This window comes from Cryobacterium algoricola (assembly GCF_004402485.1).
GTDB lineage: Bacteria > Actinomycetota > Actinomycetes > Actinomycetales > Microbacteriaceae > Cryobacterium > Cryobacterium algoricola.
In genome coordinates, this window is sequence record NZ_SOFG01000011.1 from 726821 (window position 1) to 742515 (window position 15695).

The 15695-nt window shown below is 71.2% G+C and carries 12 protein-coding genes; 6 read left to right on the forward strand and 6 right to left on the reverse strand.

Going from position 1 to position 15695, the window contains the following annotated elements; all coding sequences use genetic code 11:
• Positions 1-19: 19 nt before the first annotated feature.
• Entirely contained in the window at positions 20-457 is a 438-nt protein-coding gene (locus E3O44_RS10140; RefSeq protein WP_134534606.1) for an Lrp/AsnC family transcriptional regulator, read from the forward strand.
• A gap of 141 nt (positions 458-598) precedes the next feature.
• Here E3O44_RS10140 and E3O44_RS10145 read toward each other — a convergent pair whose 3' ends face one another.
• Both E3O44_RS10145 and E3O44_RS10150 read right to left on the reverse strand, forming a co-directional pair.
• Positions 599-1372, reverse strand: coding sequence for an ABC transporter permease (locus E3O44_RS10145; protein ID WP_198415891.1), 774 nt, complete (start codon positions 1370-1372; stop codon positions 599-601).
• A 152-nt stretch (positions 1373-1524) separates the two neighbouring features.
• A complete protein-coding gene (locus E3O44_RS10150; protein ID WP_134534607.1) occupies positions 1525-1977 on the reverse strand; it encodes a YdeI/OmpD-associated family protein in 453 nt (150 codons plus the stop codon).
• Positions 1978-2071: 94 nt separating this feature from the next.
• Between E3O44_RS10150 and E3O44_RS10155 the strand changes: the two genes are divergently transcribed.
• Positions 2072-2434 carry a GntR family transcriptional regulator gene (locus E3O44_RS10155; protein WP_134534608.1) on the forward strand — a complete coding sequence of 121 codons (363 nt, stop codon included), beginning with the start codon at positions 2072-2074 and terminating at the stop codon, positions 2432-2434.
• A gap of 71 nt (positions 2435-2505) precedes the next feature.
• Here E3O44_RS10155 and E3O44_RS10160 read toward each other — a convergent pair whose 3' ends face one another.
• The 4 genes from E3O44_RS10160 to E3O44_RS10175 all read right to left on the reverse strand — a co-directional run bounded on the left by E3O44_RS10160 (position 2506) and on the right by E3O44_RS10175 (position 11356).
• On the reverse strand, positions 2506-3513 hold the full coding sequence (locus E3O44_RS10160) for an NAD-dependent epimerase/dehydratase family protein (protein WP_134534609.1): 1008 nt from the start codon (positions 3511-3513) through the stop codon (positions 2506-2508).
• On the reverse strand, positions 3510-6467 hold the full coding sequence (locus tag E3O44_RS10165; RefSeq protein ID WP_134534891.1) for an alpha/beta fold hydrolase: 2958 nt from the start codon (positions 6465-6467) through the stop codon (positions 3510-3512). Before E3O44_RS10165 ends, E3O44_RS10160 begins: the two co-directional genes overlap by 4 nt.
• Before the next feature lie 11 nt (positions 6468-6478).
• Positions 6479-7501, reverse strand: coding sequence for a 3-oxoacyl-ACP synthase III (locus E3O44_RS10170; protein WP_134534610.1), 1023 nt, complete (start codon positions 7499-7501; stop codon positions 6479-6481).
• Between the two features lie 219 nt (positions 7502-7720).
• Positions 7721-11356, reverse strand: coding sequence for a proline dehydrogenase family protein (locus E3O44_RS10175; RefSeq protein WP_134534611.1), 3636 nt, complete (start codon positions 11354-11356; stop codon positions 7721-7723).
• A 162-nt stretch (positions 11357-11518) separates the two neighbouring features.
• Here E3O44_RS10175 and E3O44_RS10180 point away from each other — a divergent pair, with 162 nt between their 5' ends.
• From E3O44_RS10180 to E3O44_RS10195, 4 genes are all read left to right on the forward strand, one after another.
• On the forward strand, positions 11519-12430 hold the full coding sequence (locus E3O44_RS10180; protein WP_134534612.1) for a LysR family transcriptional regulator: 912 nt from the start codon (positions 11519-11521) through the stop codon (positions 12428-12430).
• A gap of 67 nt (positions 12431-12497) precedes the next feature.
• Positions 12498-12890, forward strand: coding sequence for an META domain-containing protein (locus E3O44_RS10185; protein ID WP_241976227.1), 393 nt, complete (start codon positions 12498-12500; stop codon positions 12888-12890).
• 140 nt (positions 12891-13030) lie between these two features.
• Positions 13031-13966, forward strand: coding sequence for an aldo/keto reductase (locus tag E3O44_RS10190; protein ID WP_134534614.1), 936 nt, complete (start codon positions 13031-13033; stop codon positions 13964-13966).
• A gap of 80 nt (positions 13967-14046) precedes the next feature.
• Positions 14047-15663, forward strand: coding sequence for a phytoene desaturase family protein (locus tag E3O44_RS10195; protein ID WP_134534615.1), 1617 nt, complete (start codon positions 14047-14049; stop codon positions 15661-15663).
• The last annotated feature ends 32 nt before the right edge of the window (positions 15664-15695 follow it).

Below are 15695 nucleotides of genomic sequence, written 5' to 3' on the forward strand. Positions count from 1 at the left end.
TTCCCCCTAGACTCTCGGAATGGACAACCTCGACCGCGGCATACTCGACCTTCTGCGACAGAATGCACGGGCCGGCTACGGAGACATCGGCTCTGTCGTCGGGCTGTCCGCCTCCGCGGTCAAGCGCCGGGTCGACCGGCTCGTCCTCGACGGGATCATCCGCGGCTTCACGATCCAGGTCGACCCCGCGATCGACGGCATGAGCACCGAGGCATATGTCGAGCTCTTCTGCCGAGGAACTGTCGCTCCCGACGAACTCCTCCGCATCCTCTCCGGCGTGCCGGAGGTCGTCGACGCAGGCACCGTCACGGGAAGCGCTGACGCGATCGTGCACATCCGGGCGCGCGACATCCCCGGGCTCGAGGCGGCCCTCGAGAAGGTGCGCCTCGCACCCAACGTCGATCACACCCGCAGCGCGATCGTGCTCTCCCGGCTCATCCACCGCGCGGCCGAGTAGCCGCGCCGCGGCATCCGCTGCCCGTCGCCCGTCCAACCCTCACCGCCGCCCGCGAGAGTACGTTTTTGGCCCTTAAACGAGCAGTTTAAGGGCCACAAGTGCGCTCTCGCGGGACGAGCGAGCGGTCTTTGTCGGTCGTGATTAGGTGGGGATCGGGACGGGCTTCATCCGGATCGGCGCGAGGAACTGGATCAGGGTGACCGCCGTGATCGCACCGGCGCAGAGGATGCCGGCGAGCACGACGATCTGGAAGCGCCCGGCCTCGAGCGGCGAGGCTCCGCCGAAGATCGCACCGACGAATGCCCCGGGCAGGGTGACGAGACCCGTGGTCTTGGTCTGGTCGGTCGTGGGGATGATCGCGAAGTACACCGCTCGGCGCGCCAGGTCGAGCGTCGACTGCCGCGGGGTCGCCCCGAGCGCCATCCAGCCCTCGACCTCGTCCCAGTGCTCGGTGACCGCCTCGCCGAAGCGCCGGCCGGTGAGGGTGGCGATCGACATCGCGTTTCCGATAATGATGCCGCCGTAGGAGAGCACATACCGCGGGGAGAATTCGATCGCGCCGACCGAGAAGACCACGGTGAGCGTCGCGAGGATACCGATCCCCATGGCGACGACGATCCAGCCGAAGTGCTGCCGGGTCGCCCCGAGGCGACGGTTGACGGTGCTCACGGCGGCGACGAACATCACGCTGAGGCCGACGGCGACCCAGAGCGGGTCGGAGATGATGCCGCTCAGGATGAGGCTGATCGCCGCGAGCTGGAGCGTGCCCCGGAGGATCGCGAGCGCAGGGGCATACGGGCGCGGCACGTGGAAGCCGCGAAGCAGGGCCGTGACGACCGCGATCAGCAGCAGAACCCCGACGAGGCTGGGCAGCAGTCCGCCCAGTTCAGCGGGGAGGTCGGCGGGCCACGTCACCTTCTGAGCCTAGCGAGCGTAGCGAGCTGCCCTGTTCGGGGTCGTTCCGAAACGAAGTCGGTCCCGCTCAGTGAAAAGTCAGTGAGCGACAGGGCCAGTGAACGGGAACGAATCTCGCTGCCGCCGGGATGGACCAGACCGAGATTGAGAGGTCACGGAGTCGGCGCGGCCGGCGCAAGTGCGGCACGGGCCGCGTCGATCCGGCGCCGCCGGGTCTCCGGCGTTTTCGCACCCTCGATGGCGAGGACGTGGGCGCGCTGGTTGCTGTAGGACAGCGCCCCGAAGGCCGCCCGGGCACCCGGTTGGTCGTCGAGCGCGGCGGCGAAGTCCGCGGGCACCTCGACCACCCGGGGTTCGGTGTCGAGCTCGACGTCGACCTCGATCTCGTCACCCGCCGCGACGCCGGCCTGCTCGCGGTTCTCCGCACTGAGCGCGATCATGTACGCGCCACGGTAGGGCGCGACCGAGCTGCGGTAGGTGTGGCCGGCGATCGTGACCCTGATGGCGTGGCGTTTGCCGGGGCCGAGGCCCGCGACGACGTCCTCCGGAACGCGGATGCCCGTTGCCGACTTTCCGGACAGTTCGAGGACGGTAGTGAATTTCATGGATCCGAGTATGGCGCGGCCGGCGGTTTCGCGCGAGTGCCCCCGCGGACTAGCTTGGTACATAACCGACACAAAGAGAGGCGGTGCGGGCATCATGAAGCTGATCATCGACGAGCACTCCTCGACGCCGCCCTTCGAGCAGCTGCGCCAGCAGGTCGTCGACGCCGTGCGAACCGGGACCGCCGCACCCGGCGACAAGCTGCCGACCGTGCGCAGGCTCGCCGACGAACTCGGGCTCGCGCCGAACACCGTGGCAAGGGCCTACCGCGAGCTCGAGCAGGGCGAGGTGATCGAGACCCGCGGCCGGCTCGGCTCCTTCATCGCGGCGACGGGAGACCCGACCAGGCGACAGGCGCAACGCGCCGCGGCCGAATTCGCCGAGCGGATGCGCGGGCTCGGCCTGGACGCGCAGGACGCGCTCGCGCTTGCGGCAGCCGCGCTCGGCATCCGCCCCTGATCTCTCCGAACGCACCCCGCCCCGCCGCGAAAGCGGGCGAATCGTCGGTGTGAACCCGTCATACCGACGACTCAGCCGCTTTCGCGGCCACCGGGTGCGGGGAGCTGGGCGTAGGCGGCGGCGAGGCGGCGGAAGCCCTCGTCGAGGGTCACCCGCGGGGTCCAGTGCAGGTCCGCACGCGTGCGACGCTGGTCGAACCAGTGGGCGGTGGAGAGCTGTTCGGCGAGGAAGCGGGTCATCGGGGGTTCGTCGACTCCGGGGCGCACCCGCCAGGCGGCCTCGATGGCGGAGCCGCCGGCGCGCGCGAGGGCCGCGGGAACCGACCAGGCCGGTGGGCGCACGCCGGCGGCCCGGCACATGCCGTCGAGCAGCTCGGCGACCGGTCGGGGCTCGCCATTGGTGATGACGTAGGCGTTGCCGTGCACGTCGGGCACCCGGTCGAGGGCGGCGCTGATCGCCGTGGCCGCGTTGTCCACGTAGGTCGTGTCGATGAGCGCCGCGCCGTGTCCGAGCAACGGGAGGCGGCCCGCCCTGGCCCGGTCGACGATGCGGGCGACGAGCTGGGTGTCCCCCGGGCCCCAGACCAGGTGCGGGCGCACGGCGACGACGCGCATGAGCGGAGAGTCGGCGTCGAGCGCGAGCAGTTCGGCCCTGGCCTTGGTGCGGGCGTAGTCACCGCGGGCGCGGGCCGGATCGGCCGGGCCGGCATCGCTGCCGACGATGGATGCGCCGGCGTGGGCGACCGAGGGAGAGGAGACGAACACGAAGCGCGAGACCCCGGCATCCGCTGCCGCACCGAGGAGCGAGCGGGTGCCTTCGACGTTGACCGCCTCGAAGTCGCGCGGGTCACCGGCGAGGGACACCTTGGCGGCGAGGTGCACGACGGCATCCATGCCGACGACGGCATGTTTCAGGTCGACCTCGGTCGTCACGGAACCGAGCAGGTCGCGCGCCCCGGCCACGCCGGACGGCCGCCGCTGGAAGCAGCTCACGTCGTGCCCGGCCGCGACGAGCTCTGCCGCGACCGCACGACCGAGGAAGCCGCTTGCCCCGGTGACGAGCACCCGGAGGGCGGTCACGGCCGCGTCATCCGCCCACCGGAGAGGATGCCGCCCGCCCAGCGGGCGAGCCTGCTGCGGTCGATCTTGGAATTGTGCCGGATGTCTGTCGGCAGGTGCGGGACGACGAGCACGGCCGCGATCGGCGCGGTCGACGCGAGCCGGACCGCGGCGGCGAGCTCGCTGGACGCGAGTCGCACCCGGCGCGCGGCTGGCGTGGTCTCGACGACGGCGACGAGTTGCTGGGTGCCGACCGGCCCGATTCCGACGACGGCGGCCCGCGCCACCCCGGCATGGCCCTGCGCGGGCCGGCCGCGGGTGTCACCGGTGACCGCAGCCCGGGGTGTGGACCGGATGCGCTCGATGGCCTGTTCGGGGCCGACGGGAGTGACCACTCCGGCGCTCGTCACGATGACGTGCGGCAGCCGGCCCTCGACCCAGAGCCTGCCGTCGACGTCGAGGTGGCCGACGTCGCCGGTGCGGTGCCAGCGTTCGCCCGTGATCGCGCCGCGCCTGGCCGCCCGGTCGGTGAGCCAGAGCCGGTCGTAGTGGTCTTCGACGTGGGGGGCGGAGACGACGATCTCACCGGTCACGCCGGTCTGCTCTGAGAGCTCTCCGGTGGCAGCACCCCGGTCGTCGAGTGCGCTGATCCGGATCCGGGTGGTCCCGGTGGGACAGCCGACGCAGACGCCGCCGGGGGCAGCCGTCGTCTCGACGTCACTGGTGGCGGGGCGACCGGGATTGCGTATGCCGTTCACGGCATCCGTTGCGGCCGGCAACGGGACGCGCAGGCGGTCGCCCGTCGCGGCCCGGATGCCCTCGAGGGTGATGTCCGTCATCAGGAGTCCCTCGGTCATGCCGTACGGGGTATGGGCTGTCGCGCCCGGCATCAGCCGCGCGGCCGCGGCGAGGAGCGGCTCGGCGACCGGCGCACCGGCGGACAGGAAGCTGCGCACCCCGGCGAGGGATGCCCAGTCGGCGGGGCTGAGGCTCCCTGCGGTCGCGACGACGTTCGTGAGCGCTGCCGGCGACAGGAAGACGACGGATGCGTCGATCGCGGCGACGGCGGCGGCCACGGCGGTCGCGGTGAGCGTCTTAGGCGAGGTGACGTCCATGTCGGGGGTGACCGATCGGGCGCCGAGCGCGGGGCCGAGGAGGGCGAACGGTGCGAAACCGGCGACGAGGCCCGTGCCGGGGCCGACGCCGTACTGGGCGCGGAGCGCCCGGCTGACCGCGGCGAGCTGGCCGTTCGTGTAGACGACGCCCTTGGCGGGCCCCGTCGAACCGGAGGTGAAGAGCACCGCTGCCGTATCGGCCGCGGTGGGCTCCTGCGGCAGTTCCTCCTCCGCGCCGAGCGACTCCAGCTCTGCGAGGGTGAACGAGACGTCGAGGAGCCGGGCAAGCGGCCTGGCGAGAGTGACCGCGGCGATCTTCTGCCCCGGCCAGCCGAGCGCCCTGGCGGCGAGCAACCCGGGGGTCGCTCCGATGACGTGGTCTGGACGCGCGCCGCGGACGGCCCTGGTCAGGCCACGGAGGCCGAGGCCGGCATCCGCGACCACGACGACGGCGCCGATGCGTACGCAGGCATACAGCACCGCCGTGAGGTCGGCGCCCGGAGGAACGAGGAGCGAAACCCGGTCGCCCTTGCGGACGCCGATCTGATAGAGCCCGGTGGCCAGCCGGCGCACACGGGTGGACAGCTCGCGCCAGGTGACGCTGAGCTGAGCGGCGCCGTGGCCTGGCGCCATGTCGACGAGGGCGATGTCGTCGCTCTCCCGGAATTCATCGAGGTAGTGCCAGAGCGGCTGGTACCCGTCCCCACCGGCCCCGGACCCGGACCCGGGAGCGGTTTCCGCGTCCGAGATGTCCTTTTCCGGTCGAGAGTGACCGGAAGAGCGGTCACTCTCGACCGGAACGGGCACGGCGGCGGGGACTGCGGCGGTCACGGGGGCGGACACGGGGGCGGACACGGCCGCGACGGGGGCACGGTCGGCGAGCCAGGTCAGCGCGGCCGCGGCGTAGTCGACGTCCTCGGCCACCAGGTGCCCGGCGCCCTCGAAGCGGTGCACGTCGGCATCGGTGAGCCGGTCGAGGAGGTCGTCGAGATACCGGTCGCTGAAGATCGGGTCGGTGGGGCCCCAGAGCAGCAGCGCCGGCACGCCGAGTCGGCGGATTCCGGAGGCGATGCGGTCGAGTTCCGGCGTGCTGACGGATCCGGGACCGACCGGGATGTCGGCGACGAACGCGCCGATCCCGCCGCGGCGGGCGGCACCGCGGTACGGCGCCCGGTAGGCGCGTTTGACGGCGGCGGACAGGGGCGGATGCGCGAGCGCGAGCGTCGTGTCGAGGAACGCGGGCGTCGTGACGGTCGCGGTGCCGAGCACGCCGCCCTGCAGGGCCAGCCGCAGGGGCGCTGGAATCGCAGCGTCTTCCGGCTGGTGCACGGCGGTGTTGAGCAGCAGAACGCCTGCGAGCAGGTCCGGGTGGTCGACGGCCCAGCCGAGCGAGACGACTCCGCCCCAGTCGTGGCCGAAGGTGACGACCGGGCCGGCCAGGCCGAGTGCATCCGTGAGGTCGCCGAGGTCTGCGACCCGGCGCGCGAGGGGACGGACGGTCCCGGTGCGCTCGGAGAAGCCCATCTCGAGCTGGTCGACGGCGATCACGCGCCAGGCCTCTGCGCCGCGCGTTGCGGCATCCGTCGCCTGCGTCACGAGCGACCGCCACAGGTACGACCAGGTCGGGTTGCCGTGCACGCACAGGATCGTGCCGACCGGGGCGATGCCGCGGGAGGCGAGCAGGGGCCCGTTGTCGAGCAGGTGCCAGGTGCGGATGCCGGCGCCCGGTTCCTCGGCCTCGACCAGTCTCGAGAACGCGGGGTCGAGCCCCGGCAGTCCCTCGGGCGGCAGGGCCGCCGGCGCGGGTGTCGCCGCGGCGCGCGGCAGGCGGTACTGGTGCTGTTGCCGGGGGTGGGTCATGGTGCGGCCGGTCACCAGGCCAGTTCCATCATGGCGGTGTTGAGGCCGGAGCCGACCCCCATGAGCAGCACCCGGTCACCGCGGCGCAGGGACTTCGCCTCTTCGGCGAGAGTGATCGGGATCGACGCCGGCCCGACGTTGCCGAACAACGGGTAGGTAAGGGGCACCCTCGCCCGGTCGAGCCCGGTGGCCTTCACGATCGCGTCGGTGTGCACGTCCGAGACCTGGTGCAGGATGTAGCGGTCCATGCTCGACCAGTTCCAGTCGCGCTTGGCTTCCGTCCAGGCCGAGACGACGAGTTCCATGCCGCCCTTGAGCAGCGCCTTGGCGTCGGTGAACATGCCGTCGACGCTTCCGACGCAGAGCCCGTTGAACTGGGTCGCGGCGCGTGTGACGCCGCCGAGCATGCGATGGCCCTCGGGATGCCGGTCGGCACGCCCGAGGACCGCCGCCGCCGCCCCTGACCCGAGGGTCAGGCTGGCGAATTCGCTCATGAAGTCCTTGCGGCCGATGTCGGGCCGTCCGAGCCGGTCGATCGTGTTGGCCTGGATCTCGTCGGCGTCTTCGCCGTCGATCACCACGGCGTAGTCGACCTGGCCGGAGTCGATCAGCTGTGCGGCGAGGGTCATCCCGTTCACGAAACCGAGGCATGCGTTGGCGATGTCGAAGTTGGTCGCGGACGAGGGCAGACCGAGGCCGTGGTGGATCCGCACGGCGACGGAGGGCTCGAGGTGCTTGCGGGTGACCGAGGTGTTGATCAGGAGACCGACCTGGCCAGGCTCGACGCCCGCCTCGCTCAGGGCGCGCTTGCCCGCGGACACCGCCGCGTCGTCGAAGGCGAGGTCGCCACCCCAGTTGCGGCGTTCGTGGACACCGGCGACGCGCTGGAGCAGGCCGCTCGGGAGGCGCAGGCGTTTCAGGGCCGGCTGCAGGCGACGGTCGATCTCGATCGAGGTCGTGACGATCGGCGCGAGGGTGCTCGCTACCGCCAAGAGCGCGACGTTTTTGTGCGACGTCTTTGCGTTTCCGTCCAAGTGCTGATCCCCTGTCGAGTTATGGCGCCGCTGTCACGCCACGGTCCCCGGTATTATCCCCCACTCAACTGGTCGTTCCTCGTGCACGCGCTGTGTGCCGCGCTCCCCTGACCGCCCGCCCCATCCGCGAGAGCGGAGGTTTGGCCCTTAACGCCGTGGTTTAAGGGCCAAATCTCCGCTCTCGCGGGCGCGGGTGAGCGCGCGGGGTGGGAGGGGCGGTCAGATGATGCCGGCGGAGAGGGTGCTCGGGTTGCCGAAGCGGTGCGCCGTGATCGAGATCGCCTGCTCCCGCAGGAACGGAAGCAACTCGACCCGGCCGGCCTGGGTGACCGGGTGGGCGTAGACGGCGACGTCGGGACTGCCGCGGAGGGCGTGCGCGAGCTGCACCGCGGCATCCGTCGCCCCGGTCAGCGGGTCGCCGCCGATGAGCCGCACGCGGCTCGTCGTGATGCCGCCCGCCGCGGCGCGGGCGAGCCATTCGGCGTCGCTCTCGACCGTGACCGGGATCTCACGCTCGGCGAGGGCGCCCCGCACGATCGGCGGGATCGGGAGCGCACTCGAGACGACGAACCGCGACTTCGAGAGGGTCGCTGCGATGAGCACCCGCAGCAGGTTGGACAGGGTGCCGTCCTCGGCGAGGCGCACTGTGACCGGCAGGGCCCGATAGCGGAACAGGTTGCGTTCGACGCCGAGCGCCGAGACGTCCTTGACCGCTCCGAACTCCTCGCGCCAGGCCAGGGCGTCGCTGAGGGCCGAGCGGCGCAGCACGTCGAAGTCGGCATAGTCGAGCACGGGCTGCGAGCCCTCGATGAGTTGCGTGACCCTCGGTTCGAGGCCGCGCAGGTGCAGTGTCGAGCTGTTCCTGCCCGGGTTGGTCACCCAGCTGCCGAGGCCGTAGAGATAGTTCGGTCCGCCGGCCTTCGTGCCGGCTCCCACCGACGAGCGCTTCCAGCCGCCGAACGGCTGGCGCTGCACGATCGCACCCGTGATCCCCCGGTTGACGTACAGGTTGCCGGCCTCGATCGTCTCGAGCCAGGTCGCGAGTTCCTCGGGGTCGAGCGAATGCAGGCCGGAGGTGAGTCCGAAGTCGACCGCGTTCTGAAAGCGGATGGCTTCCTCGAGCGTGCGCGCATGCATGACTCCCAGCACGGGACCGAAGAACTCGGTGAGGTGGAAGTAGGAACCGGGGGCGACGCCGGTGCGGATGCCCGGCGACCACAGCGCGCCGTCCTCGTCCAGCTGTTTCGGTTCGACGAGCCAGCTCTCGCCGACGCCGAGCTCGGTGAGGGCGTGCAGGAGCTTGCCGTTCGCGGGTTCGATGAGCGGGCCCATCTGGGTGACCGGGTCGGAGGGGCGACCGACCCGCAGGCTCGTCGCGGCGTCGACGAGCTGGCCGAGGAACCGCTCGGAGCGCGCGACGGACCCGACGAGGATGACGAGGCTCGCCGCGGAGCACTTCTGACCCGCGTGACCGAAGGCGCTCTTGACGACGTCGGCCGCCGCGAGGTCGAGGTCTGCGGACGGGGTGACGATGATCGCGTTCTTGCCGCTCGTCTCCGCGAGCAGCGGCAGGTCCTCGCGGAAGCTCCGGAACAGCTCCGCCGTCTCGTATGCCCCGGTCAGGATGACCCGGTCGACGGCGGGGTGGCCGATCAGGCGGGTGCCGAGTTCCCGGTCGGCGAGGTCGACGAGCGCGAGCAGCTCGCGGGGCACGCCGGCCTCCCAGAGCGCCTCGACCATGACTGCTCCGGAGCGCTGGGCGAGTTTCGCCGGCTTGACGATGACGCCGGAGCCTGCGGCGAGCGCCGCGAGCACCCCGCCTGCGGAGATCGCGACCGGGAAGTTCCACGGCGGCGTGACGACGGTGAGGCGCGGCGGTACGAAGATGGCGCCCTGAACGGCGTCGAGGTCACGGGCGCGTTCGGCGTAGTAGTGGGCGAAGTCGATGGCCTCGCTCACCTCGGGGTCGCCCTCCGCGATGGTCTTTCCGGTCTCCGCGGCCATCACCTCGATCAGGCGGTCGCGGTTCGCGGCGAGCGCGAGGCCGGCCCGGTGCAGGATCGCGGCCCGCTCCCCGCCGGGGCGCTGGCCCCACTCGTTGCCGCTTGCGGCAACGGTGTCGATGATGGCGTCGAGCTGCTCCTCGGTGTCGACTCGGGCGGCGAGGATCGTGTCGATCCCGAGCCGTGAGCCCTCAACCTGGCTGAGGATCCGGCGCCCCCACGCCCGGTTGGCGGGCAGGGAGGGGTCGGTGTCCGGCTCGTTGTGGAACCGGCGGCCGGCGGCCCCGTTCCCCGCGCCGGCTCCGGCCCCCGCGTGCGTCAGAAGCGCGGCGGTGTCGCTGAGCGAGCCGCGGGTGAAGCCGAGCACGGCGTTGGTGAGGCCGAGGTCGTCGTCGGTGTGCTGCGCCGCTTCGGCCGCAGACTCCGTCGCCTCGAGCTGGGCGACCGCCGACCGGTCCTGGCTGCGGTTCGGTGCCGGCACGAAGGCCTCCGGCCCGACCGACGATTCGAGGGCCCCGAGCGAGGCGAGGAAGCGTTCCTTCTCGCGTTCGAAGAGCGGCGGCGAGGTGGTGAGCTCGAACACGGCCGACATGAAGTTGTCCTGGCTCGCGTTCTCCTCGAGGCGGCGGATCAGGTAGCTGATCGCCACGTCGAACTCGGCAGGGTTGACGACGGGCGTGTAGAGCAGCAGCTTGCCGACGTCCCGACTCACGGCTTCCGCCTGGCTCGTCGCCATGCCCAGCAGCATCTCGAACTCGACCCGGTCGTCGACGCCGCGCCGCTTGGCGAGGAGGTGGGCCCACGCCACGTCGAAGAGGTTGTGCCCGGCGACGCCGATGCGGACGGCATCCGTGTTCTGCGGGGTCAGCGCCCAGTTGAGCACCCGCTTGTAGTTCGTGTCCGCGTCCTGCTTGGTGCCGTAGGTCGCGAGCGGCCAGTCGTGCACGATCGCGTCGACGTGCTCCATGGCGAGGTTGGCGCCCTTGACGACGCGCACCTTGATCGGGCCTCCCCCTGCCGCGCGCCGGCTCTGCGCCCAGTGGGTCAGGCCCTGCAGGGCGCCCAGGGCGTCGGGCAGGTAGGCCTGGAGTACGATCCCGGCCTCGAGGCCGAGCAGTCGGGGCTGGTCCAGGATGCGTTCGAAGACCGCGATCGTGAGGTCGAGGTCGCGGTATTCCTCCATGTCGAGGTTGATGAATTTCGGCACGGCGGATGCCGCAGCGAGCTCGTACAGCGGCGTCAGCCTCTCGACGACCCGCGTCACGGCCTCGTCGAATGACCACATCGAGAGCTGGCTCGCGATCGACGACACCTTGATCGAGACGTAGTCGACGTCGGGGCGGGCGAGCAGCGCCCTGGTGCCCTCGAGCCGGCGCAGGGCTTCCTTCTCGCCGAGCACGGCCTCACCGAGCAGGTTGATGTTGAGCCGGTTGCCGGATTCGCGCAGGCTCGCGATCGCGGGCCCGAGCTTGTCCGGCGTCGCGTCGACGACGAGGTGCCCGACCATCTGCCGCAGCACCTTGCGCGCGGCGGGGATGACGACCCACGGCAGCACCGGGCCGAGCACGCCGCCGAGGCCGATGGCGCCGCGCAGGTACCCGGGCAGGAAGCCGGGGGCCTTCTTCGCGACGGCCTGGAGGTTGTAGCCGGCGACCATGAGGTCCTGGGGGCGCATGACGCCGTCGACGAAGCCGACCGTGAAGTCGAGGCCGTTCGGGTCCTTGAGCACGCCCGCGAGGCGTTCGGCCGAGACGTCGGCCGGAATGGCGGTGCTCTCGGCGAGCCACTTCCTGACGAGCGTGACGACCTCCGCGCTCTGGGCCTGGTGCACGACGGACGGTGAGTTGCTCATGGTCACGAGGGTAGTCTTTCGCTCGCGCAACGGCCGGGAGCCGTTCCGGGGGGACGGAATCTGAGTCCAGTGTCGCGGGAACTTCCGATAAGCAAAAGCGAACGTTAGTGCAGGGTATTGGTTAGTATTTGTGTGCATTGGAGCCGAGCGGGAGGTGACGGGATGTTGGACATCCGACGCCTGCGCCTGCTGCGCGAACTGAAGATCCGCGGCACCCTCGCCGGGGTCGCCGAGGCGCTCTCCTACAGCCCGTCCGCGGTGTCCCAGCAACTCGCCCTGCTCGAGAAGGAAACGGGCGTCGAGCTCCTGCACAAGGTCGGCCGCCGCGTGCAGCTCACCGCGCAGGCCGAGATCCTCGTCGAGCACACCACCCACCTGCTCGAACGGCTCGAAATCGCGGAGGCCGAGATGATGGCCTCGCTCACGACCGTCTCCGGAACCGTACGGGTGGCCGTCTTCCAGTCCGCGTCGCACGCCGTGATCCCCCGCGCCCTGACCCTCCTCGCCGCCGAGTTCCCCGAACTGCGCATCGAGGTGACCGAGCGCGAGCCCGAGCGCGGCCTCTTCGAAGTGAGCGCCCGTGACTTCGACCTCGTCCTCGCCGAGCAGTACCCGGGGCACGGGCGGGCGCACCGGGCCGACCTCGACCGGGTGAACCTGACGACGGATGCGCTGCGGCTCGCGCTGCCGCCCGCGAGCGGGGGCGTGACCGCGGGCGTCGCCGTGGATGCCTCCGCGACTCTCGCCGAGATGGCGCGGCTGCCGTGGGTCATGGAACCGCTCGGGACCGTCTCCCGCTCGTGGGCGACCCAGCTCTGCCGCGAAGCCGGGTTCGAACCCGACGTCCGGTTCGAGACCGCCGACCTGATCGCGCACATCCGCCTGATCGAATCGGGGAATGCCGTCGGTATCCTGCCCGACCTGGTCTGGGCGGGTGCCGCCCCCACGGTGCACCTCGTCGACCTGCCCGGCAACCCGCGCCGCACCCTCTTCTCGGCCGCGCGCCGCTCGAGCACGAGGCGGCCGGGCGTCGTCGCCGTGCGCGATGCGCTCGCCCGCTCCGTCGAGCCTTGACGGGGAGCACGGGCGGGCTTTCAATGGGTGAAGCACGCCAGGAGCCGCGTGCGGAATGGGAGCCCCCGTGAGCACTCACCTCGCCCGCCGCATCCTCGTCGCCGTCGCGGCGGCCAGCGTCGCCGTCGCGCTGTCCGGGTGCGGGGCATCCGCCGGAAGCGCCGCGACCGGAGTCTGGGGCGACCCCGGTGCCGCCCGGACGCCGAGCCTCGAGCTCCACGAAGACCGTTCGCTCTCCGGAACCGACGGCTGCAACCGGCTCGTGAGCACCTGGAAGATGAGCGGTGACCGGATAGAGTTCGGTCCCCTCGCCTCGACCCTGATGGCCTGCGAGGGTGTCGACACCTGGCTGGGATCCGCGACGGCCGCGACCATCGACGGGTCGACGATGACTCTCACGGACCAGGGTGGGAAGAAGATCGGCACCCTCGAGCGCCAGCCGACGAGCAGCCCGAGCTGACCGGCACCGCGGCCGACACACCGTGCAGGCGGTGGAGACGGACAAGTGGCCCCACTCGAGCCATTGAGCGCTTGCCCTTCTCAATCGCATCGCTGTCAGTTGTTTTACTTCTGCACGCGCCTCGCCTAGCGTGAACCGACATGAAGACTTTCACCCTGCCCGGCACCGATATCGTCGCCCCGAACGTCATCCTCGGCCTGATGCGCATCCAGGAGAAGAGCGACGACGAGGTCCGCGAACTCGTGCGCACCGCCCGCGACGCCGGGATCGATTTCCTCGACCACGCCGACATCTACGGCTCGGAACTGCACGGTTGCGAACGCCGCTTCGGCGAGGCGCTGCAGCTCACCCCCTCACAGCGTGACGCCATTACGATCCAGACGAAGACGGGAATCGTCGGGGACGGACCGTACTTCGATTTCTCCTACGAGCACATCGTCGAGTCCGTCGAGGGTTCGCTCGCCGCCCTGCGGACGGACCACATCGACATCCTGCTGCTGCACCGCCCCGACGCCCTCGTCGAACCGGAGGAGGTCGCCCGCGCGTTCGACGAACTCGAGGCGGCAGGCAAGGTGCGGGCGTTCGGCGTCTCGAACCACACCCCGCGCCAGATCGACCTGCTGCAGAAGTACGTGCGCCAGCCGATCGTCGTCAACCAGCTGCAGCTCTCGCTGACCCATGCACCGATCATCGCCCAGGGGGTTGCCGCGAACATGAGCGCCCAGGAGCAGTCCGTCACCCGCGACGGGGGCGGCATCGTCGACTACTGCCGCCTGAACGACATCACCATCCAGGCCTGGTCGCCGTTCCAGGCCGGCTTCTTCACGGGGGTGTTCCTCGGCTCGCCCGAGTACCCCGAACTCAACGCCGTCATCGACCGGCTCTCCGCTCACTACGGCGTCCCGCCGATCGCGATCGCGACCGCCTGGATCCTCCGGCACCCCGCGAGGATGCAGGTCGTGCTCGGCACCACCACCCCCGAGCGCGTCGCCGGCGCGGCCCAGGGCTCCGACGTGTCGCTCACCCGGGCAGAGTGGTACGAACTGTTCCGCGCCGCCGGACACATCGTTCCCTGAACCGCGGCCCCGCTTGCGCGACCGGTCGTGCGACCGGTTGCGCCTGGGCAGGGCCCTGGCGCGGTTGCTAGTCTCGAGGCGTGACGGAACCCACTCATGACGTTGTCATCGTCGGCGGCGGACACAACGGACTGACCGCCGCCGCGTACCTCGCCCTCGCCGGCCGCAGTGTGATCGTGCTCGAGCGTGCGGAGCATGTCGGCGGCGCCGCGGTCTCGGCCGAGGCCTTCGCCGGCGTCGATGCCCGCCTCTCGCGCTATTCCTACCTCGTCAGCCTGCTGCCGCAGCGGATCGTCGAGGAACTCGGTCTCGAGATCGGTCTCGCCCGGCGCCGCTTCTCCTCGTACACGCCGAACCCGGCCGACCCGACCGGCGGCCTCCTCGTCGACAACGGCGATGCCGCGGCTACCCTGGCGAGCTTCGACCGCATCGGCGCCGGCGCAGACGCCCCCGCCTGGGCCGCCTTCTACGCCGACACCGCACGGCTCGCCCGGGCGGTCTTCCCCACGGTCTGCGAACCCCTGCCGACCCGTTCGGAGGCCAGGCTCCTGCTCGGTGACGACGCCCTGTGGGACCGCCTCGTCGAGCATCCGCTCGGCCGCACCATCACCGAGACCTTCACGAACGACCTCGTGCGCGGCGTCGTCGCGACCGACGGCCTGATCGGCACGTTCACGGCAACGGATGCCGCGGACCTCGCCGCGAACCGCTGCTTCCTCTACCACGTGATCGGCAACGGAACCGGGGACTGGGACGTGCCGATCGGCGGGATGGGCGCCGTGACGGGCGAACTCGAGAAGGCCGCCCGGCAGGCAGGCGCCCGGATCGTGACCGACGCCGAGGTGACGAGCGTCAACCCGGACGGAACCGTGCGCTACCGGCGCGGCGGCAGCATCCGCGAGGTCGCCGGAACGGTCGTGCTCTCCGGCGTCGCGCCCTGGGTGCTCGAGCATCTCCTCGCAGCGGATGCCGGCGGCGGGGACGATCCCGACGGCTCCCTCCCGACCCCCGCAGAGCCTGCGCCCAAGCCGGAGGGCGCCCAGGTGAAGGTCAACCTGCTGCTGCGCCGGCTGCCGAGGCTCCGCGACCGGGCGGTCTCCCCCGAGGCCGCGTTCGGCGGAACCTTCCACATCAACGAGACGTACACCCAGCTCGAGGGCGCGTACGACGAGGCCGTCCGCGGGATCATCCCGGACCGGTTGCCGTGCGAGATCTACTGCCACTCCCTCAGCGACCCGAGCATCCTCTCGCCGGAACTCGCGGCATCCGGCGCCCACACCCTCACCGTCTTCGGGCTGCACGCGCCGAATCGCTGGCTGAGCGACGAGAACAACGACGCGACGAGGGAGCGGCTGCAGGAGGCCGTGCTCGCCTCGCTCAACTCGGTGCTCGCCGAGCCGATCGAAGACCTGCTGCTGACGGATGCCGCCGGCCGGCCCTGCATCGAGACCAAGACGACCCTCGACCTCGAGCACGCCCTCAACATGCCGGGCGGCAACATCTTCCACGGTCCGCTCGAGTGGCCGTTCCTCGAGGACGACGCCCCGAGAGGCACCCCTGCCGAGCGCTGGGGCGTCGCGACCCGGCATCCCCGCATCCTGGTCTGCGGCGCCGGAGCCCGGCGCGGCGGCGGGGTCAGCGGCATCGGCGGGCACAACGCCGCGATGGCGGTGCTCGAGGCGGAGCTCGACGCCTGAGTCCGCCGCGCTGAACCCGGCGACCGAATGCG